The organism is Shewanella maritima, assembly GCF_043643735.1.
Lineage (GTDB): Bacteria > Pseudomonadota > Gammaproteobacteria > Enterobacterales > Shewanellaceae > Shewanella > Shewanella maritima_A.
The window spans coordinates 307,266-328,664 of sequence record NZ_JBHZSM010000001.1 but is presented as its reverse complement, the minus strand read 5'-3'; the positions used below and the strand labels follow the sequence as shown (position 1 = coordinate 328,664).

At 41.4% G+C, this 21,399-nt stretch carries 20 protein-coding genes; 10 read left to right on the top strand and 10 right to left on the bottom strand.

Features of this window, described 5'->3' with window-relative positions; genetic code table 11:
* Window positions 1-429 precede the first annotated feature (429 nt).
* The 3 genes from ACHUGF_RS01365 to mutY all read right to left on the bottom strand — a co-directional run bounded on the left by ACHUGF_RS01365 (window position 430) and on the right by mutY (window position 3,855).
* Window positions 430-2,244: an aryl-sulfate sulfotransferase gene (locus ACHUGF_RS01365; RefSeq protein ID WP_394128978.1), complete on the bottom strand. Its 1,815-nt coding sequence runs from the start codon at window positions 2,242-2,244 to the stop codon at window positions 430-432.
* 220 nt (window positions 2,245-2,464) lie between these two features.
* The gene (locus ACHUGF_RS01360; RefSeq protein WP_394128977.1) at window positions 2,465-2,743 is read right to left on the bottom strand and encodes an oxidative damage protection protein; all 279 of its coding nucleotides are present in this window, start codon (window positions 2,741-2,743) and stop codon (window positions 2,465-2,467) included.
* Window positions 2,744-2,745: 2 nt separating this feature from the next.
* Window positions 2,746-3,855, bottom strand: coding sequence for an A/G-specific adenine glycosylase (gene mutY / locus ACHUGF_RS01355; RefSeq protein ID WP_394128976.1), 1,110 nt, complete (start codon window positions 3,853-3,855; stop codon window positions 2,746-2,748).
* Between the two features lie 192 nt (window positions 3,856-4,047).
* Here mutY and trmB point away from each other — a divergent pair, with 192 nt between their 5' ends.
* From trmB to ACHUGF_RS01330, 5 genes are all read left to right on the top strand, one after another.
* Window positions 4,048-4,764 (top strand): tRNA (guanosine(46)-N7)-methyltransferase TrmB, encoded by a 717-nt coding sequence (gene trmB, locus ACHUGF_RS01350; RefSeq protein WP_394128975.1) that lies wholly within the window; start codon window positions 4,048-4,050, stop codon window positions 4,762-4,764.
* Window positions 4,765-4,791: 27 nt separating this feature from the next.
* A complete protein-coding gene (locus tag ACHUGF_RS01345; RefSeq protein ID WP_394128974.1) occupies window positions 4,792-5,118 on the top strand; it encodes a YggL family protein in 327 nt (108 codons plus the stop codon).
* Between the two features lie 17 nt (window positions 5,119-5,135).
* Window positions 5,136-6,050: a glutaminase B gene (gene glsB / locus ACHUGF_RS01340; RefSeq protein ID WP_394128973.1), complete on the top strand. Its 915-nt coding sequence runs from the start codon at window positions 5,136-5,138 to the stop codon at window positions 6,048-6,050.
* Window positions 6,051-6,270: 220 nt separating this feature from the next.
* Window positions 6,271-7,092, top strand: coding sequence for a YggN family protein (locus tag ACHUGF_RS01335; RefSeq protein ID WP_394128972.1), 822 nt, complete (start codon window positions 6,271-6,273; stop codon window positions 7,090-7,092).
* A gap of 421 nt (window positions 7,093-7,513) precedes the next feature.
* Window positions 7,514-8,455 (top strand): LysR family transcriptional regulator, encoded by a 942-nt coding sequence (locus tag ACHUGF_RS01330; protein ID WP_394128971.1) that lies wholly within the window; start codon window positions 7,514-7,516, stop codon window positions 8,453-8,455.
* Window positions 8,456-9,193: 738 nt separating this feature from the next.
* Here the strand turns inward: ACHUGF_RS01330 and ACHUGF_RS01325 are convergent.
* From ACHUGF_RS01325 to ACHUGF_RS01295, 7 genes are all read right to left on the bottom strand, one after another.
* Window positions 9,194-11,041 (bottom strand): DUF885 domain-containing protein, encoded by a 1,848-nt coding sequence (locus ACHUGF_RS01325; RefSeq protein WP_394128970.1) that lies wholly within the window; start codon window positions 11,039-11,041, stop codon window positions 9,194-9,196.
* Window positions 11,042-11,345: 304 nt separating this feature from the next.
* Window positions 11,346-12,482 (bottom strand): radical SAM family heme chaperone HemW, encoded by a 1,137-nt coding sequence (hemW, locus tag ACHUGF_RS01320; RefSeq protein WP_394128969.1) that lies wholly within the window; start codon window positions 12,480-12,482, stop codon window positions 11,346-11,348.
* A gap of 136 nt (window positions 12,483-12,618) precedes the next feature.
* Window positions 12,619-13,218 carry an RdgB/HAM1 family non-canonical purine NTP pyrophosphatase gene (gene rdgB / locus ACHUGF_RS01315; RefSeq protein ID WP_394128968.1) on the bottom strand — a complete coding sequence of 200 codons (600 nt, stop codon included), beginning with the start codon at window positions 13,216-13,218 and terminating at the stop codon, window positions 12,619-12,621.
* A 114-nt stretch (window positions 13,219-13,332) separates the two neighbouring features.
* The gene (locus tag ACHUGF_RS01310; RefSeq protein WP_394128967.1) at window positions 13,333-13,776 is read right to left on the bottom strand and encodes a DUF4426 domain-containing protein; all 444 of its coding nucleotides are present in this window, start codon (window positions 13,774-13,776) and stop codon (window positions 13,333-13,335) included.
* 179 nt (window positions 13,777-13,955) lie between these two features.
* Window positions 13,956-14,504: a YggT family protein gene (locus ACHUGF_RS01305; protein WP_394128966.1), complete on the bottom strand. Its 549-nt coding sequence runs from the start codon at window positions 14,502-14,504 to the stop codon at window positions 13,956-13,958.
* 111 nt (window positions 14,505-14,615) lie between these two features.
* A complete protein-coding gene (gene proC / locus ACHUGF_RS01300) occupies window positions 14,616-15,434 on the bottom strand; it encodes a pyrroline-5-carboxylate reductase (protein WP_394128965.1) in 819 nt (272 codons plus the stop codon).
* Between the two features lie 186 nt (window positions 15,435-15,620).
* Window positions 15,621-16,310 (bottom strand): YggS family pyridoxal phosphate-dependent enzyme, encoded by a 690-nt coding sequence (locus ACHUGF_RS01295; protein ID WP_394128964.1) that lies wholly within the window; start codon window positions 16,308-16,310, stop codon window positions 15,621-15,623.
* 26 nt (window positions 16,311-16,336) lie between these two features.
* On the opposite strand from ACHUGF_RS01295, the gene ACHUGF_RS01290 reads away from it, so the two are divergent.
* The 5 genes from ACHUGF_RS01290 to yciH all read left to right on the top strand — a co-directional run bounded on the left by ACHUGF_RS01290 (window position 16,337) and on the right by yciH (window position 21,261).
* Window positions 16,337-17,374 (top strand): type IV pilus twitching motility protein PilT, encoded by a 1,038-nt coding sequence (locus ACHUGF_RS01290; RefSeq protein WP_394128963.1) that lies wholly within the window; start codon window positions 16,337-16,339, stop codon window positions 17,372-17,374.
* 49 nt (window positions 17,375-17,423) lie between these two features.
* Complete coding sequence (locus ACHUGF_RS01285; protein ID WP_394128962.1) at window positions 17,424-18,539, top strand: PilT/PilU family type 4a pilus ATPase; 1,116 nt, start codon at window positions 17,424-17,426, stop codon at window positions 18,537-18,539.
* Window positions 18,540-18,664: 125 nt separating this feature from the next.
* Window positions 18,665-19,213, top strand: coding sequence for a glutathione peroxidase (locus ACHUGF_RS01280; protein WP_394128961.1), 549 nt, complete (start codon window positions 18,665-18,667; stop codon window positions 19,211-19,213).
* 171 nt (window positions 19,214-19,384) lie between these two features.
* Window positions 19,385-20,398 carry a ferrochelatase gene (gene hemH, locus ACHUGF_RS01275; RefSeq protein WP_394128960.1) on the top strand — a complete coding sequence of 338 codons (1,014 nt, stop codon included), beginning with the start codon at window positions 19,385-19,387 and terminating at the stop codon, window positions 20,396-20,398.
* 533 nt (window positions 20,399-20,931) lie between these two features.
* Complete coding sequence (yciH, locus tag ACHUGF_RS01270) at window positions 20,932-21,261, top strand: stress response translation initiation inhibitor YciH (RefSeq protein ID WP_394128959.1); 330 nt, start codon at window positions 20,932-20,934, stop codon at window positions 21,259-21,261.
* The last annotated feature ends 138 nt before the right edge of the window (window positions 21,262-21,399 follow it).

The window sequence follows — 21,399 nt, the reverse complement described above, 5'->3', positions numbered from 1 at the left end:
AACTTTTAACACTATGTTTTTATTGGTATTAATTTTTCAATAAAAAATGTAACCGCTTACATTGTTACTAGAATGTAAAGTATGAAGTCAGTTTTGGCTAGTTATTTTTTGAACAATAGGCGTAAAAAATTGAGAGAAGGTGCAATGTTTTACAGGTGAGTATATTGAGGTGCTGATGTGTGTTTTTATCTTAACAATATGATTTGTCAGTATCTAATTTCATAGAGTGTAGCAAGCGGTTGATGAATTATTCACCGGCAACAATAACTATAAAACAGCTAAAAAACAAGAGACTATTAAGACTAGAGGAAGCAAAAAACAATTGATTTTAAATAGAGGTCGCATGAAAAGGCCGAGAATATCTCGGCCTAATAAGTCTATTAATGAGTCGCTTTGATGACTGTGTATCTACCTCTGAAAAGAAACAGCTTATTTCAGCATTTTCTCAGGTAAAATCACTTGTGCACGATAACCCGTGGCATAAAGGTCATGGCTATCAATGTTAATCTTCACAGCCGGTTTGTTTTCACCGTATCTGTGCTCAACCAAAATAGATTTAACCACTCCGGTGGTTTCATCCATTTTTAGATTACCGTAGCCACCGCCAATGCCAAATAAACCTGCAGAGGCAAAGTAACTTAGCATGCTGTCTTTGTCTTGCTGATATTTAACGATTGAAGTTACAGGTGAATAGCCTTCATAACCTAACTCGTCTTTACCGTAATGCCAGACTTGCTCGATTGTCATATTTTGCTCATCAATTTTATATTCTACAGCACGAGAATACTTGTCCATTGGAAACATTGGCTGAGCGAGAAAACGGCCATCACCGTTATCAAAAACTGTATAAGTGCCTTTTTGTGGGACTTTATAAGCCGTGTGAGGTGTATAGGTGAAGTCAAAATCAGTATCTAAGCACAAGCCTTTATCACTGCACTCTAAAAGTTTACCGCCAGCATCAACAGGGCGTAATAGCTTGTCTTGGAATGCTGCTGACCAACCCTCACGGGGACTGAGGATCCATTTTATTTGCTTGTCACGGCCAATCTTGAAAATAGCGGATTGGTGACGAGAGCTGACAATAATACTGTCGTCAGCGGGGTCGTAATCAACAGAATTTGCATGCACCCAATTGCGGCCAGTTTCAACACCATGAATATCGCCATAAGGCGCGGATTGTAAATCTTCAACGGTGACTTGGTGACCCGCTTGGTCAATATCTATGTTCAAGCAGACTGCACCAGCATCCAGCGACAGTAAAGCGGCATCTCGAAATGGATCTAGGATAGTGTTTAGATCCCAGTAATCAACTAGTTTGCCTGTTGTATCTACCTCGATGATTTGATCGCGCACGGTATTCACTACGCGACCATCGCTTCGGCGGTAGTCTTTAGCAGCCGCACGAATAAAAATATTACCATTTGCACCTTCAATGCCCTCGTGAGAGGCGTCAATAAAATTGCCGGGCAAATTATGTTCGCTGATCATGCGTCCCATCAACGACATTTTTTTCCATGTTTGTCCTTGTACCCATACCATATTCCCGTCTTGAGTGACGTTCATTCCCATGGCATAGCCTGCTGTGTCATAAGCCTTTGAATTATGTGTTGTGTAAGGGTTCATGTACCAGCGGATATCGCCAGAGGTATCTATGATAAAAAAGCCTGGTTTTCCGTCCCAAGAAAATGCGCCGGGGGCTGACACATTGTTATGCATCAGTGGACTGGATTTACCATCAGGGTTGGTCCAGTTAACAAAATACAGTCGATCTTTAAAGTCATCTGCAACATATTCTACTTCCACTTTGGGTGCTTTTGCCCACTGACTTTCAGAAAAGCCCATATCTACATCGGGTGTCAGCATTTGGTAGTCGTGAGATTGCTGCTTTCCATCTTGGGTCCATTTAATTGTGAACTTGTTCAGCAGTGCCGGATAAAGTCCAAAAATTGGTACGCCGCCTTCACTCATTACTCGCATGTCACTTACTGAGTAATTAATGTCTACACCAGTTTCATCTTTGGCGTGTACAGTAACTGACACATCGCTAATATTGTGCCCATTTAACGTCACTAGTGCTGTTAATGGTGCATTTTCATATGGGTTATGAATGATATAACCCAGAGGTGCGCCCTCTACAGGAAAAGGTTTCATACCATTAACATCGGCATGTGCTGGAGCTGTAATGATAGTTGTGCCGATAAAGCTACAAAGTAGTGCAGCGAGTGTGAAAGTTGCGTATCGCATTATGTTCTCAAGAAATGACCAGATATGCAGAAAATTATATCGAATATAAAGATGTAAATATGTGTGAGAAATCTAGATTAATCACTACATTAGAGATTTGTTTAATAATTTGATTAGGCTGTCACGTTTTCGAATTCCAAGGGGAACTAAAACGAAAATACAGCCTCTAGGGCTGTATTTTGAAAGCGGCTTGCAAAAAGTGCTTAACCGTTTTGAGGTGTTATTCGTCTTCAGACGGCGGCACATAACCATCGATTTTGACGTCTTTCCCCTCGAATAAAAAGCTCACCATGTTTTCTTCAAGCATTTTTCTATCATCAACATTCATCATGTTAAGTTTGTGCTCGTTAATTAGCATGGTTTGTTTTTTCTGCCAAAGGCCCCAAGCTTCTTTACTGATATTATCAAAAATACGCTTGCCTAACTCACCCGGATACAGCTGAAAGTCTAATCCGTCAGCTTCTTTTTTCAGGTATGTGCAGTTTACGGTACGAGCCATAATTACTCCTTAATGGGATCGGTTGCGATATGAGGTAATAGCCCTGATAAATTGTCTAAAATCCGCTCGGTTGCGGCTGCTAATCCTACTTTCGCTGGTTGGTTGATGTTATACCAAAGCACGGCGTTTTGTTCCATTATCTTTGCTGGCTTTTTGTTATGTGCTTCGGTACTTGTTGTTTCTTGCACTAAAACGGGTGTGATATCGAGGTGGAAATGGCTAAAAGTATGGCGAAATCCATCGAGTAATTGTGGGCTTGGCTGCAAGTTTTGTTGTACTAATGCTTGGGTTAATGAAGCCTCATCAGGATATTCTGGAAAACACCAAAGGCCACCCCAAATACCAGCTGGTGGTCGTTGAATTAATTGCACCTTTGCAGATTGCTGATTATCAAGCTGCACTAGCATCCAAGCTTGTTTTGCTGGAATGATCTTTTTGGGCTTTTTACCTGGGTAATCGGTTTGTTTGCCTTGCAGCTGCGCTTTACAATCAACGGCAATTGGGCATTGCTCGCATTTAGGTTTACTGCGAGTGCAGACATTTGCCCCCATATCCATCATGGCCTGATTAAACTTAGCAATATTGTTAACAGGCGAGAGATCTTCAGCTTGCTGCCATAGCTGCTGCTCAACGGTTTTCTTGCCTGGCCAGCCATCAATAGCATTATGACGTGCCAGTACCCGTTTCACATTGCCATCTAAAATGGCATGGGGCTGATTGAGCGATAGCGATAATATTGCGCCAGCGGTTGAGCGGCCAATACCAGAAAGGGCTAGTACCTGCTCAAATTCAGTTGGAAAAAAACCTTGATGCTTATCACGAATGGTTTGTGCAGCCTTATGCAGATTACGTGCTCTTGCATAATAACCTAAGCCAGTCCAATGATGCAGTACTTCATCTTGTTCGGCGTTGGCTAAATCGGTCACAGTAGGGAAGCTTTCCATGAACCTCAGATAATATGGGATCACTGTTGCGACTTGAGTTTGCTGCAACATGATTTCCGAAATCCATACGCGATATGGCGTTTTATCTTGTTGCCATGGCAGGCTTTTTCGGCCGTGTTTATCGTACCAACTGACTATGCGTTGGCTAAAGCTAGCTATAGAATTCATCGGGGCAGTGTAAACAGCTCATTAATAATTCACAAGTACAGTGTTATTGGTTGATATCTTTATCGGTATTACTACCATTCGGTGAACGAGTTTAGCTATAATATGCGATTAAACGAATTGAATGACTATTATTGTCAGTGGACTCAACTAACTATTAGTGAATTCAACACTGCAATAATAAATGAGGCAAAGATGAGCGACGTAACCACAGCTGAATTTAATGAAGAAGGTAAGTATCTTCGTAAAGTGAGAAGTTTTGTGCTTAGGGAAGGGCGATTAACCAAAGGCCAAGCACAGGCTTTAGAATCACACTGGCCAGCAATGGGATTAGATTACAGCCCTGAAGCACTCAATTTAACTGACGTGTTTGGCCGAGATGCTGACACGGTACTTGAAATTGGTTTTGGTATGGGCGCTTCTTTAGTGGAAATGTCTGCCGACGCACCTGAATTAAACTTCATTGGTATTGAAGTACATAAACCGGGTGTTGGTGCATGTTTAGCTGATGCGGGTGAAGCTGGTGTGACTAATTTACGTGTTTATCATCATGATGCGATGGAAGTGCTAGAAAACAGCATTGCAGATGGTGCTCTTGCTAGGGTGCAGCTATTTTTCCCAGATCCTTGGCATAAAAAACGTCATCATAAGCGCCGTATTGTGCAGCCTGCATTTGCTGAGTTAATCCGCCGTAAGTTAAAAATTGGCGGTGTATTCCATATGGCAACAGATTGGGAAAACTACAGTGAGCACATGTTAGAGGTGATGAACCAAGCGCAAGGGTATAAAAACCTGTCTGCAGACGGTACTGTTGTTCCTCGCCCAGAACATCGTCCACTTACCAAATTCGAAGCCCGTGGCCATCGTTTAGGTCATGGTGTTTGGGATATTATGTTTGAGCGCATTGCTTAAGCTATCACATCATTAAGGAGATAAAACATGGCCAAGAACCGTAGCCGTCGTTTGCGTAAAAAGTTGCGTGTTGATGAGTTCCAAGAGTTTGGTTTTGATGTTAATTGGACATTTGAAGATTCAGTAACAGAAGAGCAAATTGACCAGTTTGTTGATCAGTTTATTGATGATGTGATAGAAGCCCGTAAGCTGGGCTTCCACGGTGGCGGCCACAAGTCATGGGAAGGCATCATTGCTACTCAGACTATTGGCAAGTGCACTGAAGAAGACATTGCTGCGGTAAAAGCATTCTGGGAAAAACAGCCTGTTAAAGATGTTGCTGTAAGCCCACTGTATGACTTGTATTGGGATTAAGTTAGGAATCACTAACATTGGTTGATGTAGCACTTTTACAGCAAGCGGTCGACAAAGTTCGGCCGCTTTTAGGTCAAGGTAAAGTAGCCGATTATATTCCTGCTTTGGCACAGGTGAACCCAAACCAGCTAGCCATTGCGGTGACGACGATGGATGGTAAAACCATCGGTGCAGGTGATTACTTAACACCGTTTTCTATTCAGAGTATCTCGAAAGTATTCAGCCTAACACTGGCGTTGAATTTATACGAAGAAGATGAAATATGGTCAAGAGTAGGCAAAGAGCCTTCTGGTCATTCATTCAATTCATTAGTACAAGTCGAATTAGAGCGCGGTAAACCTCGTAATCCGTTTATTAATGCAGGGGCGTTAATTATTGCTGATTTAATCCAGCAACGCCTTGGGGCACCCAAGCATCATATGATGGAAGTCATCCGTGAACTGAGTTTAAATTCAACCATTAAGTCAGACAAAGTGGTGGCGCAATCTGAATATCAGGCCAGTGCCCGTAACGCCTCCATTGCTTATTTGATGAAGTCTTTTGGTAACTTTAACGGTGATGTCAACACTGTGCTCAAAAGCTACTTTCATTATTGCGCAATGCGGATGAACTGTGCTGATTTATCAAAAGCCATGTTTTATCTGGCTAATAAAGGTAAAACCCTATCAGGTAATGCACTTATTTCACCCGTTCAAACACGCCAACTGAATGCCTTGCTAGCGACTTCTGGCCTGTATGATGGTGCGGGTGAGTTTGCTTATCGGGTGGGTATGCCGGGTAAAAGTGGTGTCGGTGGTGGCATTATCGCGGTGATCCCGGGTGATATGTCTATTTGTGTGTGGTCACCAGAGCTTGATGTAAATGGTAACTCTTTAGCGGGGACAGCCATGCTTGAGCACATTTGCCAGCAATTGGGGCGCTCTATATTTTAGCGCGCTTTTTCTATTCTTACTAACACCTTCCTCAGTGGTGTTTTTCACCAAATAGTGAAAAAATTACTCACTATTACAAAATATTCAAAAAGTCATTCGTTATTACTTTTCATTGTTTTGTTTTTATCTGTCTGAAATATATGAATAAATCAAAGTTGGCACAACACCTGCTTTATTCAGGCATCAACTAAGTTTCCAAACTGTGAAAAGGACGACGATAATGAAAACGCAAAAATGGTTAGCGAGCGCTGCAATTTCAGGACTATTAATTTCAGCAGCTTTTGTCGCACCAGCTCAAGCAAAAATCTCTCTAGGTGATGAACAATGTAATGTGGCATTAAATTATGATGTCACCGTAGAGCCAAAACGCTTACAAGTCAGTCAAAGTGGTGCCGAGCAATATCGGATTGAGCAAGGTGACTTGTATGTCAACGGTGAGCAGGTTGAGTTGAATGAACAGCAACAGGCTCTAGTCAATGACTACGCTAATGAGTTATCTAGACAAGTACCTGAAGTTATAGACTTCGTTGGCGATGTAGTATCAATAGCAACACAAGCTGTCAGCATGGCACTCACGCCAATCTTAGGTGACGCAGCTGGTAGTCAAATTGATGAGCTATTAGTGGGCATTCAGCAACGAGTTGATGAACTAGCTTACCAGCAAGGTGATAAATTTTTCTTAGGATCAACTGAAACCACCATGGAAAGTGCTTTCAACGAAGAATTCGAGAAAGAGATTGAACAAGTCATGACTAACTCAATTGGTACTATCATGATGACGCTAGGGAGTGAAATCATGTCATCTGAAGGTGGCAGTTTTGATGAGAAAATTGAATCGTTTGCATTGAAGATGGAAAACATTGGCCAAGAAATCGAAACGCAAATTGAACATCAAGCAAAAGATATTGAATATAGAGCTGACAAAGTGTGTAACGACTTCGAATCTTTAATGGCGATGGAGCAAAACCTGCGCACTAATGTACCTGAGCTTGCACCTTATGTATTGGCAAAACCATCAAAGGATTTTGTGAAATATGAGTAAGTTGTTACTGCGTAGCTAAGTTAATCGATTGCATGTCTTATATTTTTGTAAATTAAAATATACCTGACCTTCCCCAGTATTCATGATCTCGGATACTGGGGCTTTTTGTTTAAGCCCTTCATATTAAACTAAAAAACACACCTTTCCACTGATAGAACAACGTTGTTCGTTTTTAAAAATTGTCAATTATAAATATAGAGTAATTGGATAGTTTTTTGTTATACTCATAAGAATTATAAGAAAAATACCTTAATATTTTCGATTTTGATGGATTTTCGAATAATCCCAAGATGTATGCAGACCCATATATCACTTGTATTGCCATACTTCATGTTTCGTTAATAATGACCTATGGCGTTAACAAGCGTGACGGATGTGTTGAAAATTTAACTTGTGCCGTAACTATTTTAAGGCGACTTCAATGTTAGAACTGTTAGAACCCATTGCAATTTTTACCCATGTTGCACGTGCAGGTAGCTTTAGTGCTGCGGCAAGACGTTTAGGTATTTCTAAATCTAAGGTTAGTACTCAGGTTGCTGACTTAGAGCATAAACTTGGTGTGCAGCTGATCCAGCGTACCACCCGTAGTTTAAGTTTGACTGAAGCAGGGAATTTACTCTACCTGCAAGGTGAAGAACTGCTTAGAGATGCTGAACAAGCTGTAGCTAGCGTGCATAACCTTAATGACGCAACCCGTGGTGTGCTTAAAGTTGGTATTTCACAATCCTTCGGTACCATGCACATTATTCCTGCTTTGCCTGAATTTATGTCGAAACATCCTGAGTTAGAACTTCAGGTGAGCTTACTCGACCATAAAGTTGACGTAGTCAGTGAAGGCTTAGACCTACTGTTAACTATGTCAGAGCAATTGCCACTTGGCATGGTTGCTAGACCGCTAATGAAGTGTCAGTTTGTATTAGCCGCATCTCCGGAATACATTGCACAACATGGCACGATTACTCGACCTGAACAACTAGTTGATCATAACTGTTTGGTTTATCAAGGTGAGTGGCACGAGCACAGCATGTGGCAGTTTAAGAAAGCTGAAGATTACTGTGAAATCGGCGTGACGGGTAACTTCCGTGTTGATAACGCTCCTGCACTTAAGTCTGCCGCTGTAAGTGGGTTGGGGATTGTGTATCTAGCAAGTTATCTATTAGAAGATGAAATTGAGCAAGGTACATTAGTCCCATTATTGCCAGAATGGCAGTTAACTAATAACTTACCTCTGCAAGCCGTTTATCCTCGTCGTAAACATCTAGCACCTAAAGTAAGTGCTTTCATAGACTTCATTAAAGGTCATATTGGTAGCCCGCCATATTGGGATGCTAAATATGAACACTTGTACAAAATGCGTAAATAAATGTGAAAACATTGTTTTGAATTACGCAAAAAGCCGTGACCTTGGTCACGGCTTTTAAATTTCTGTTACATAACATAGGCTTATGAGTATTATAATTCAGGGCTGTCTAATATTAAATCAATGACTTACAAAACTTTTCGCTGAAATGCTATTGCACTCTGTTTGTATATAAATACAATGAAGTCAGTTGGTTCAAAATGATTTGATACCTATCATTGATAAAGAAATGACCCCTTCTTTATCAGTGATACAAATCCGCAACTTCGCAGTTTTGGATCATAGCTGGCAGCGGTTTAATAACTAAAACAATGTCGGCTTTTATACCATCATCCTAATTTTTTGGTACCCCAGAGCTTTCTGGGGTTATTTTTGTCTGTTTTTCAGTAACCCTTCGTTTTTTCATGCTGTTTTCCTATTAATTATGTTTGTGTTTCTATATGGGGCCCCTTCGATTACTTACCATTATTAGTGGAAAGCTGTGTGGGTAATATAAGAAAAGTGCGACTTAGCCTGTGTTGATGTTATGTTAATTGCAGCATATGAGCATCTCACTAAACATGAGTTCAAGAAGGCCGTACTTGTAGTCTGCATACAATGCCAGTTTCTGCGGCTGAGCAAGATATGTGCAATAAAAAACGAGCTCAAACATGAGCTCGTTTCGATTGTTTTCTATATTAGGTTAATCAACGCTGCCGAAGTATTAGCGAACAATTGTTAACACCTCAAGGACTTGCAATATTACGCTTTAGTTTGCTCTATCCATACATCGATTTGTTGTGCTAACACATCTAATGGCAAAGGACCGTTTTTCAACACAAGCGTGTGGAAGTCACGAATATCGAATTTATCACCTAGTTGCTGTTTAGCATGCTCGCGTAACTGTAGGATTTTAATCATACCGACTTTATACGCAGTCGCTTGAGAAGGCATGATCACATGGCGCTCAACCATTTTCACTGCATCAGACTCAGCATTTGGCGTGTTTTCCATGTAGTAGGCAATACCTTGTTCACGGGTCCACTTTTCGCTGTGGATACCTGTATCGACAACTAAGCGACAGGCGCGCCATAGTTCCATGGCCAAGCGACCAAAGTCAGAGTATGGGTCTTGGTATAAGCCCATTTCTTTCGGGAAGTACTCAGTGTATAGTCCCCAACCTTCGGTATAGGCGGTGTAACGGCCAAACTTACGGAACATCGGAATGCCTTCAAGCTCTTGAGAGATAGCAATCTGCATGTGGTGCCCCGGAATACCTTCGTGATACGCGAGCGCTTCCATTTGGTATTTAGGCATGGCCTTCATGTCGTAAAGGTTTGCGTAGTAAATACCCGGCAGTGAGCCATCTGGTGCTGGTTGGCTATAAAAGGCTTTACCTGCTGATTTTTCTCTAAAAGCTTCAACTTGGCGGACTACCAGTGGCGCTTTAGGTTTGATTTTAAATACTTCATCTAAGCGCGTCTCCATCACGTCAATCATGGCTTTAGCTTCTTTTAAGTAAGCGGCTTTGCCTTCATCTGTTTGTGGGTAGTAGAATTGCTCGTCTTCGCGCATAAAGGTGAAGAACTCTTGCAAGCTACCTTTAAAGTCCACTTTCACCATAATCTGCTTCATCTCATCGTGAATACGGGCCACTTCACTTAACCCCAGCTGATGAATTTGCTCAGATGTCATATCTGTAGTGGTGGTACGAGCCAGCGCATTATTGTAGAAAGTCTCACCTTCAGGTAGTTTCCACACACCATCACGGGTATCAGCACGTTCAGCGAGTGTATCGAGATAGCTAATCAGGCTTTGGTAGGCGGGTTGTACATTATCAATCAGTGCGGCTTTAGCATCTGTCAGTAACGTTTGCTTTTGCTCACCGCTAATATCAAGCTTTTCCACTTTGCCTTTGAAGTCAGCCCATAAGGTACTATCTTGCTCTTTTGTAGCAAAAGGTGCGCCGGTGATAATGTTACGGCTATCTGAAATCACATAAGGGAACACAAACTTAGGCGCAATAATGCCTTTTTGTGCTCGGATTTCAAGCTCTCCTTCAAGCTGCTTTAACAGCACCTTGGTGCCATTTAATCTGCTGATGTAAGCTTGCGCATCTTCAACACTCTTTACTTGGTGCTGATTGATTAAAAAGGAAGCCACCATAGAGTGTAAACCGTACATTTGGTTTACTGGGTAAGTGTGATAACGCCATTTATCATCAGCAATACCATTCTCAAGGCTGGTTTTGAGCAGCGAGTAACTCAGTGCTGCTTGCGTATCGAGTTTACTTGCATCAATACTTGCCAATTTGGCTAATTGTGATTTTGCACGTGCTAAGCCTTCATCTGCATTCTTGTCAGATATATCGCCCCACTTGTCGTAATCTTTCTTAATGCCTAAATATGTTTGGCTGATAGGGCTCGCCATGACGTTTTCCATGAAGATCTCTTGGAAAAGCGCATTGGCTTTTTCTGTTTCGGTTTGAGCAACGACAGCAGTCGGTTGCTCATTGTTATTGGCTGTAGATGTTGTTTGAGTACAGCCCGCTCCGGCTAATAAGGCGGTAAGGGTTAGAGCAATGACGCTTGTTTTGGTTTTTATGGACATTGTTAGCTTTCCGAATAAATGAATTTCCGATAACTATCCTAACTAAACCTGATTAAAAATGTGTTAAATCAAATGTTAGAAATTGTGTTCATAATGTATTTGCAAGTGCAAGGACGTATTTATGCGTGTTTTATTAAACTTTAGTGCGTAGAAAAGGGGAGTTGAATGATGGTTAGTAGATCATAAAGCATTATTAAAGGGCACTATTGGTGGGCTTGTGTTTAAAAATAGCCATTAGAGTTATGAATGATACTAAACATCATGTTTTCTCTATTTGGCTATTTAACTGAAATTCAGGTGAGCTTTATAAAAACTCGGAAAGGATTTCATTTACAAACATATGGCCTTTATCGGTCAGTTGCCAATGGGAAGTGGATTCAATAATTAAGCCTTTATTGACAGCATTTAGCATTTGCGGCGCAATTGTACTGGCAGGTTGACCTGTACGCAGTTCGAACTCACTTTTTTCTATGGGAGCCATAAGCCTGAGTCGGTTCATGAGATACTCAATGGGTAAATCCGCTAGATCAATGTCGCTGATATCACTCGTATAGTTATCGCTGCGTAAATACCCTTTCGGGTGTTTTATTTTTACCGTGCGGATGATTCTGTTTTCTTTTGGCAACGTTAACTTGCCATGTGCGCCACAACCAATGCCTAGATAGTCGCCAAAGCGCCAATAATTTAGGTTATGTCGACACTGAAACCCAGGTTTAGCATATGCCGATATCTCGTATTGCTCGTAGCCTAAGTCTGCTAGACGTTGTTGACCTTGTTGATATATTTGCCAAAGATTTTCATCATCGGGTAGTTGTGGCGGTTTTGAGTGGAACAAGGTATTTGGCTCAATGGTTAATTGGTACCAAGATAAATGCGGTGGTTGAAGATCTGCAGCTTGTTCAATGTCAGAAATAGCTTCATCAAAACTTTGATTAGGTAAACCATGCATTAAATCGAGGTTAAAGCTCTGATACTCAGCCTTTTTTGCATGTTTTGCTGCATTGACAGCTTCATGCTCATCATGAATTCGTCCAAGTAAATTAAGTTTTTGCTTAGAGAAGCTTTGAATACCAATTGATAGTCGTGTTACACCTGCTGCACGATAAGCTGCAAAGTCATCATGCTCTAATGTGCCTGGGTTGGCTTCCATGGTGATTTCGATATCATCTTCAAACGCTATCTTCTGCTCAACACCTGTGAGCAATCGCTTAATTTGAGCAGCACAGAATAGAGAAGGCGTACCACCACCAATAAAGATACTGTGCAGTTTTCTTCCTTGAACATATCCAATATCTTGCTGAAGGTCTGCCAGTAATGCGTCTACATACGCTTGTTGTGGCAACTCTCCTTTTTGCCCGTGTGAGTTAAAGTCACAATACGGGCATTTTTGAACGCACCAAGGAATATGAATATAAAGGCTTAATGGCGGCAATTGCAGCATGAGTGTTCCTTGAACGATGAATATCAGGTGTTTAACAGCAGTTTTTGTTTGCTAGTAAGCTATGAGTTACTCATAAGTCTGCTCTATAGCTACTAGCAAAAGCCGCGAACCAATGCTTAGCTAGCAAACGGGCAAACTATTTTATTATGCCTTTTGCTTTGCATTGTGTTAGCAATAATGCCAATGCCTTACCGCGATGGCTTTGCGCATTTTTCATTTCACTGCTCATTTGTGCTGCGGTTTCATTACTGCCATTAGGGATAAATATTGGGTCATAACCATGGCCTTGCTCGCCTATCGGTTCATGGGTAAGGGTGCCTTCCCATGCCGCTTGACAGATAATCGGAGTAGGATCTTCAGCGTGACGCATATAAACCAGTACACATTGAAAACGCGCGGTTCTGATAGTGTTATCCGTCATTGCCTCAAGCAACTTTTGGTAGTTTGATACCGCATTGGCATTTTCGCCAGAGTAACGAGCTGAGTAGATGCCTGGCTGTCCGTTAAGTGCATCTACTTCTATGCCTGAGTCGTCAGCAATGGCAGGCATCCCTGTAATCTTAGCTGCATGTCTAGCCTTAATAATGGCATTTTCTACAAAGGTTGTGCCTGTTTCTGGTACTTCTGTTACATCAAATTGGCTTTGAGGTAGTACTTCTATTTGAAAAGGACTGAACATTTGCTCAAATTCGGCAAGTTTGCCTTTGTTGCCACTGGCAAGAACGATTTGTTGCATGAAGAAAGCCTGCTGCATTAGAAAATTTGGCGCTAATGATACTCTGCAAAAGGCGATAAATGAAGCATTTGCAGTGCCTGAAGAGTCATGTTCAGGCACGAGGTAAGAAGCACGTTAGTTTATGTAAAACTTATGGCTAAACTCTAAACGGGTATTGAGTTCATTTCCGCGTCGAATAGAGATACTAAAGTTGGTTTGTTGCTCATCGCGAAAGGGCAGCTCAGCAATATAATATATGGCGCCACCTTCTCTTATTTCTTTGAAAGTAAGCGTTTGGCTTGCCTGTAATAAATTTTTTGCGACCCCGTGTATCTCTACTGCAGCAGAAGGGTTACCTTCTTTGCTTGTATCAAGCACTGAGATATTGATGATGCCATTATACTGGCTGCGAGTAAGGCCATAGTGTTTGGCTATTTCAGGTGTGAGAAAGGTACTGTCTATGGCCATGTAATGAATATCATACTTGCCTATACTTTGTTTTTGCTCGGCATTAGCCGTTGTCGTTAACAATAAACTCATAAAACACATAACTGCAAACAAAGTCAGTGAACGTAGCATACATATTCCTTTTTCAATACCTGAGGGCAATCAACGAGGCTTATGATACCTTGCTACTAGGCTGAGTAAAGCGACAAAAGTGGATAAGGCTACTGACTTTGCTGAAAACAGCGTTCAGGATTTAACGAGGGAAGTGGTATTCCCACTCAAAGGGGAGTGGGAATACACAAAGTTAAGCTTTAAATCATTGCCCAGAATGGGATGTACTGCGAAAACAAAATGTTGATAAAGTTCATCGCAATAAACAGCAACAGTACAGACAAGTCCAAGCCACCAATTGGAGGGATCACTTTCCTAATCGGAGCTAATAATGGTTCTGTGAGTTGCCCCATAATCATCACAACTGGATTATACCCTTGGTTAAACCAGCTGAGGATAGCGCGGATAAGTAGCATCCAAAATAGCAATACCCCCGCATTTTTTAGTACGGCGACAAAGCTGTAAAGCAATAAAGTAATAATATCAATTTGCGCGCCGGCCATGGCACTGAGTATCAGCATTTTGGCAAGCACCACGATTAATGCTAATACGATAGAAGCCGAATCTAAGCTACCCACTGAAGGCAACACACGGCGCATTGGCGCGATGATAGGCTGGGTTGCTTTGACCACAAATTGACTGAACGGGTTATAGAAGTCGGCGCGTACAAGTTGTAGCCAGAAGCGTAATATGACCACCATCAGATATAAATCAAATAAGGTGTTCACTAAAAATGTCATTGCATCCATAAATTGCCTATGTCACAGGTTTGCTAAAAATCAATTAAGCTAATCATAATAGATAAGCTAGGTTAACGCTGTCTTAAATAACGTAAGCTTAATGATATGTATCAAAAAATCTTAAAAAGTTTTTGCCATTTCTTCTGCGCGATTAATACAGTTGGTCATAGCCGAGTCAACTAGACCACGTAAATCACCTTTTTCAAAAGTTTCCACCGCCTGAGCTGTAGTACCACCTTTGGATGTGACATTTTCACGTAAAGTCGCTAGCGAGGTGTGTGGGTTTTGGATCACCATTTGTGCTGCACCTAGTGCAGCTTCTTGAGCTAATGCTCTGGCTTGTTGTTCACTCATGCCCGTTTTCTTTGCAGATTCGACCATGGATTCAATAAACAAAAAGAAATAAGCTGGTGAGCTACCGGCAAGAGCAATCACCTGGTTTAGACCGCTTTCTTGTTCAACCCATAAGGTTTTACCACCACTTTGCATGATGGTCTCAACCAAGGATTTTTGTTCATTACTAATGCTGTCATCAGCAAATAAACCTGTCATACCAAAACCAATTTGCGTTGGGGTATTAGGCATGGTGCGAATAAGTTTAATCGGTTGCTTCAGATATTCTGCATAACGGCTTGCGGGAATCCCCGCAGCAATAGTGACAATCAGTTTTTCTGACAAGTCTATGCTACTTAGCTGCTCACAAACCTGCTGCATCAATTGTGGTTTTACACTCAGGATAATGACATCAGCAAGCTGCGCAGTGGCAAGGTTATCGTTACTAATGTGGATGCCGAAATCCGCTTTAAGCGCATCAAGCTTTGGTTGACTCGGGTTAGTGGCATAAACTTCTGATGAAGGGTATCCGTTATTCACCATGCCGCTGATAATACTCCGCGGCATATTGCCTGCGCCAATAAAGCAAACTTTAGCTTGAGTCATGTTGTTCCTATTGTCGAATGTTGAACTTGTTTTAGATATAAAGACGATATGGAGGCAAAGTAACATATTTCAATGGCAATGTTTTATCGGCATCAGAATAGTTTATCGCGTTTGCTTTGCCTTTAAACCAGCATCAATTGGGAGTGTGTGATATACCTACATAGGGATAAAGCACACATTTGTTTATTAACTACGCTTGCCAAAAATCGCACTGCCAATTCTGACCATGGTTGAGCCATTTGCTATAGCAACATCTAAGTCATTACTCATCCCCATTGAGAGAGTATCTACCTGAGGGTATTGCTGTTTGAGCTGTTCAAAAGCCGTTTGTAATTGAGAAAACTCTTGCTGCTGTAGTTCAGCGCTTTGGGTCGCAGTCGGAATGGCCATTAATCCTCTTAATTGCAAATTATCCATAGTTGCAATAGCCGCCGCTAAGGGCTGTATTTGTCCGACACATATGCCAGATTTACTTTCTTCTTCGCTAATGTTGACCTGAATACATACGTTTAATGGCGGTAGGTTTTCAGGACGCTGGATATTTAACCTTGATGCAATTTTCTCTCGGCTCACGGTATGCATCCAATCAAAATGCTCAGCAACAACTTTGCTCTTATTGGATTGAAGCGGCCCAATAAAGTGCCATTCAATATCGGGGTATTGAGGCTTTAGTTCGATAATTTTTTGCTCGCCTTCTTGCACATAATTTTCGCCAAACTTTCTTAAGCCTGCTTGGTAAGCAGCTATAATATCTTGGATAGGTTTTGTTTTGCTAACGGCAAGTAAGTCAATTTCTTGCTTATCACGTGAACAATTTTGCGCCGCTTGCGTGATTCTACTCTGGGCGATTGATATTCTGTCTGCTATTGTTGTCATAGTGTTGATAAAATGGATGTCTATAAATGGAAATCACTGAATTACTAGGCTTTAGTGTAAAGCACAATGCATCAGATCTGCATCTTTCTGCAGGCGTTGCCCCAATGATCCGTGTTGACGGTGAAGTCAGAAAAATTAATTTACCCGCCCTAGATCATCAAGGGGTTCACAGCTTAGTTTATGACATCATGAACGACAAGCAACGAAAAGACTTTGAAGAACATTTAGAAATTGACTTTTCATTTGAAGTTCCTGGTCTTGCACGTTTTCGTGTGAATGCATTTAACCAGTCACGCGGTGCTGGTGCTGTTTTTCGTACCATTCCATCAGATATCCTTACACTTGAGCAGTTAGGCGCACCAGAAATTTTCAAAAAGATCTCCAGTTTCCCACGTGGTTTAGTGTTGGTTACCGGTCCAACAGGTTCAGGTAAATCGACCACATTGGCTGCGATGGTAGATTACATCAATGAAAATCGCCATGATCACATTTTGACCATCGAAGACCCTATCGAATTCGTTCACCCCAATAAACAATGTTTGGTCAACCAGCGTGAAGTTCATAAGCATACCCATAGCTTTAATGCTGCACTTCGTAGTGCATTACGTGAAGACCCGGATGTGATCCTTGTGGGTGAGATGCGTGACCTTGAAACCATTAGGCTAGCTATGACGGCGGCAGAAACGGGTCACTTAGTATTTGGTACACTGCATACCACTTCGGCGGCAAAAACCATTGACCGTGTGGTAGATGTATTCCCGGCGGGTGAAAAAGACATGGTACGAACCATGTTGTCAGAATCACTACAGGCTGTTATCTCACAAACGCTGATTAAGAAAATTGGTGGTGGCCGTGTGGCTGCACATGAAATTATGATGGGCACGCCAGCTATTCGTAATCTTATTCGCGAAGATAAAGTCGCTCAAATGTATTCTGCCATTCAAACTGGTATGGCTCATGGTATGCAAACTTTGGAGCAATGTTTACAAAATCTAGTAAACCGCGGGCAAATTACCCGTGATGATGCAATGTCTAAAAGCTCAAATAAACAGGCTAACTTTTAGTACGGATGATTAGTCTGACCTAATTAGACTAAATTTAAGGAAGATTAAAATGGATGTAAGCCCATTTTTAAAGGTGATGGTCGAGAAGAAAGCTTCTGACTTATTCATTACTGCCGGCTTTCCGCCAAGTGCAAAAATTGATGGTGAGTTGCGTGCTTTAGGTGAGACCAGCTTTTCTCCACAGCAATCACTAGAATTTGTTGAATCACTGATGACGGATGTGCAAAAACAAGAGTTTCATGACACGAGCGAATGTAACTTTGCTTTTGCCGCGAAAGATCTTGGTCGTTTCCGTGTCAGCGCATTCTGGCAACGTGAATCTGCAGGTTGTGTGATGCGCCGGATTGAAACGCGTATTCCTGAAGTTGAAGAGTTGAAACTGCCACCCATCTTGAAAGATCTGGTGATGAGTAAGCGTGGCTTGATCATCATGGTCGGTGGTACCGGTACGGGTAAGTCTACCTCACTTGCAGCTTTAGTGGGTTATCGTAATGCGCATGCTCGCGGGCATATCCTTACCATCGAAGACCCAGTAGAATTTGTGCACGATCATCGAAAAAGTATTATTACTCAACGTGAAGTAGGTATTGATACCGAATCATTTGATGCCGCACTGAAAAGCTCACTGCGTCAGGCGCCTGATGTCATTCTGATTGGTGAGATCCGTACTCAAGAAACCATGGAATTTGCGCTGTCATTTGCTGAAACGGGTCACTTATGTATGGCAACACTGCATGCTAATAATGCTAACCAAGCGTTAGACCGCATCATGCACTTAGTACCTGAGAATAAGCATAATCAGCTGTTGTTTGATTTATCGTTAAACCTCCGAGGTATTGTCGCGCAGCAATTGGTTGCTAAATCTGATGGTACAGGTCGTCGCGCAGCAATCGAGGTGTTAATTAATACTCCTCGTGTGGCTGATTTGATAGCAAAAAATGAATTACACCATTTAAAAGACACCATGGCTAAGTCAAATGAGCAAGGAATGCAGACTTTTGACCAAGCATTATTAGCACTTTATCTTGAAGGTGAAATTAGTTATGCCGATGCCTTGCATCATGCTGACTCACCAAATGATTTACGTCTAATGATTAAATTGCATAATAATGACTCTTCAAGTGGCAGTGGCTTTATGGAAGGCGTAACACTGGATTTAGATTAGCGAAGATTTCTATATTTAAGGTCGCCACATGGCGGCCTTTTTAATGACAAAACTCAACTTAGGTGATCGATATAAGCATAGGCAACGTATTGAAAGCCAATTAAATAGTGTTCAAAGGAACTAACATGAAAACCTTATCTTTTTTATCTTTGTTGGCTGCTGGAGGTTTACTGGCTTTGAGTGGTCAAGCCCAAGCTAATGTTTGCCCTGAATATTTGGACGTAGAAGCGCGTAAACTGCATTCAGAAGAGAATGTTAATTTATGTGAGTTAACTCAAGGTAAGCCAGTGCTCATTGTTAACACGGCGTCCAACTGTGGTTTTACGCCTCAGTTTGAAGCATTAGAAGCTGTGCACCAGCAATATAAAGATGAAGGTTTAGTTGTGATAGGTTTCCCATCAGATGATTTTTTCCAAGAAGAAGATGATGAAGCGAAAACCGCGGATGTATGCTTTGTCAATTATGGTGTGACTTTTACTATGGTTGCGACTTCACCCGTTAGAGGGGGAGATGCGAACTCAGTCTTTCAGCATTTGAATGCTAAAAGTGCTTCGCCGAAATGGAACTTTTACAAGTACGTTGTATCTGGCGACGGCAAACAAGTGACTCAGTTTAATTCTCGTGCAAAACCAGACAGTGAAGAGATGAAAAAAGCAATTGAGTCAGTGCTTTAAAAATAAGTATGTGATTAAAAGCTAAATTATTCAAACAGACTGCACAATGAGGAAATGTTTTTGATAACATCGGATAAATTGTGTGGTCTTTTTGTTAGTTTTAGTTAACCTTTATCGGTATTCACTGGCAAAGTCGTTAGCGAAAATAATGGTTCATAGCGGAGCAAAAAATTGTATAAGTATTCAGGGCTAGATAAAGAAACAGGACATAAAAAAAGAGGCAAAACGGGTATTTTGCTGATGAATTTAGGAACACCTGATGAACCAACAACGGCTTCCGTCAGAACCTATTTAGCTGAGTTTTTGTCAGATCCACGAGTAGTTGAGATCCCGCGCCTTGTTTGGATGATCATTTTACACGGCATTATTTTACGGGTACGTCCGGCGAAGTCAGCTGCTTTATATAAAGAAATCTGGACTGATGCAGGCTCGCCATTAATGGATATCAGTGTGCGACAGCAACAAAAACTACAAAAGCTATTATCTGATAATGGCTCAGATGTATCTGTCCACTTAGCTATGCGTTATGGTAATCCATCTACGGCATCAACCTTACAAGAGATGCATAGACAGGGGATAGACGATATTGTCGTATTACCTTTATATCCTCAATATGCAGGCCCTACAACAGGCTCAGTATTTGATGCTATTTCAAAAGAGTTGATCAAGTGGCGTTATGTTCCTTCATTGCATTTCATTAATACTTACCATGACAATGAAGACTACATTCAGGCTATTGCAGATTCCATTAGTAAAGATTACCAGCATCACGGTAAAGCCAAGAAATTAGTCATGTCATACCATGGTATGCCCGAGCGTAACTTGCACTTAGGTGACCCTTACTATTGTTTCTGTGCAAAAACCACACGTTTAGTTGTTGAGAAGCTTGGCTTTGCCGAAGACGATTACGTGATGACCTTCCAGTCTCGTTTTGGTAAAGCGAAGTGGTTAGGTCCATACACTGATGCAACCATAGAACAACTTGCTAAAGAGGGTGTGGATGATATCGCCGTTATTTGCCCTGCATTTAGTGCTGATTGCCTAGAAACCCTTGAGGAGATTCAAGGTGAGAACCGTGAGGTTTACGAAGAAGCAGGCGGTAAAGATTTCAGGTACATAGCTTGCTTAAACGATGACGATGCGCATATTCAAATGATGGCAAACATTGTAAAGCCGTATATTTAACGTAGTGAGAACAATGTAACGTTAGCTTTGCATAGTACTCACTCCAATGTTGCTTGATAAAACAGCACTTGAGAATGAACGACAAAGGCACCTTGCGGTGCCTTTTTATTTTCAGCCCTAAATCACCTACTTCAGTAGGTGGTTATCATCAATTAGGGTTTGCCTGTATCTTTGTTTATATGGCGTGCCAGCTTGAGGTTGATTCAGCTATGCAATGATATTTAAAGCACGCAGCAAGCACATCCCTGTGGGCTCGACGAAAACATCCATGTTTTCAACGGCTTTAAATATCATTACTCATAGATGCTACTGAGGTTACAAAATAACTGAAACGCCCCCTTTTAGGGGGCTGAATGAAAGCCACCTTATTCAGAAGGTGGATTCTTTACTTGGGTCATTACTCTTTGAAGAAAGTAAACTCAACTTGAAGTAAATAGCAGCATTGTAGATGAAAGCTGTTTAATTACGTGACTCTTTGCATGGCTTTGGTAAACTCAAATATAATGCCGTAAAACAACGTTGAGCCGTAAGTTATGAGAATCGATCCTAATATTTCCCTTGTTTATAGCACTGATAAAGGCCGCATTGAGCAGCCAGAACAAGCCGAACAAGTGCCTCAAGGCGATGGCATTGTGCGTATTCATAAAGATAGCAAAGGCCGTAAAGGTAAAGGTGTGAGCGTTATCAAAGGGTTAGCATTAGATGCCAAAGAGCTTAAAGCGCTTGCTCAAAAGCTTAAAAAACAATGTGGATGTGGTGGTACGGTAAAAGAGTTTAATATTGAAGTTCAAACAGATAACCGCGAACAGATTAAAACCTCGCTCGAAAAAATGAATTATAAAGTCAAACTCGCTGGTGGATAGTTGCGCCAGTATTAACCCACTCTTGTTAATTTGAATTGTTAACTTGAATTATTAAGTTTAATCTGAAAACGAATTCACTTTTGTCATAAGTAAGTTGGCACAATTATATTGCCAGCTTGCCGCCTTATTGAGATTGTA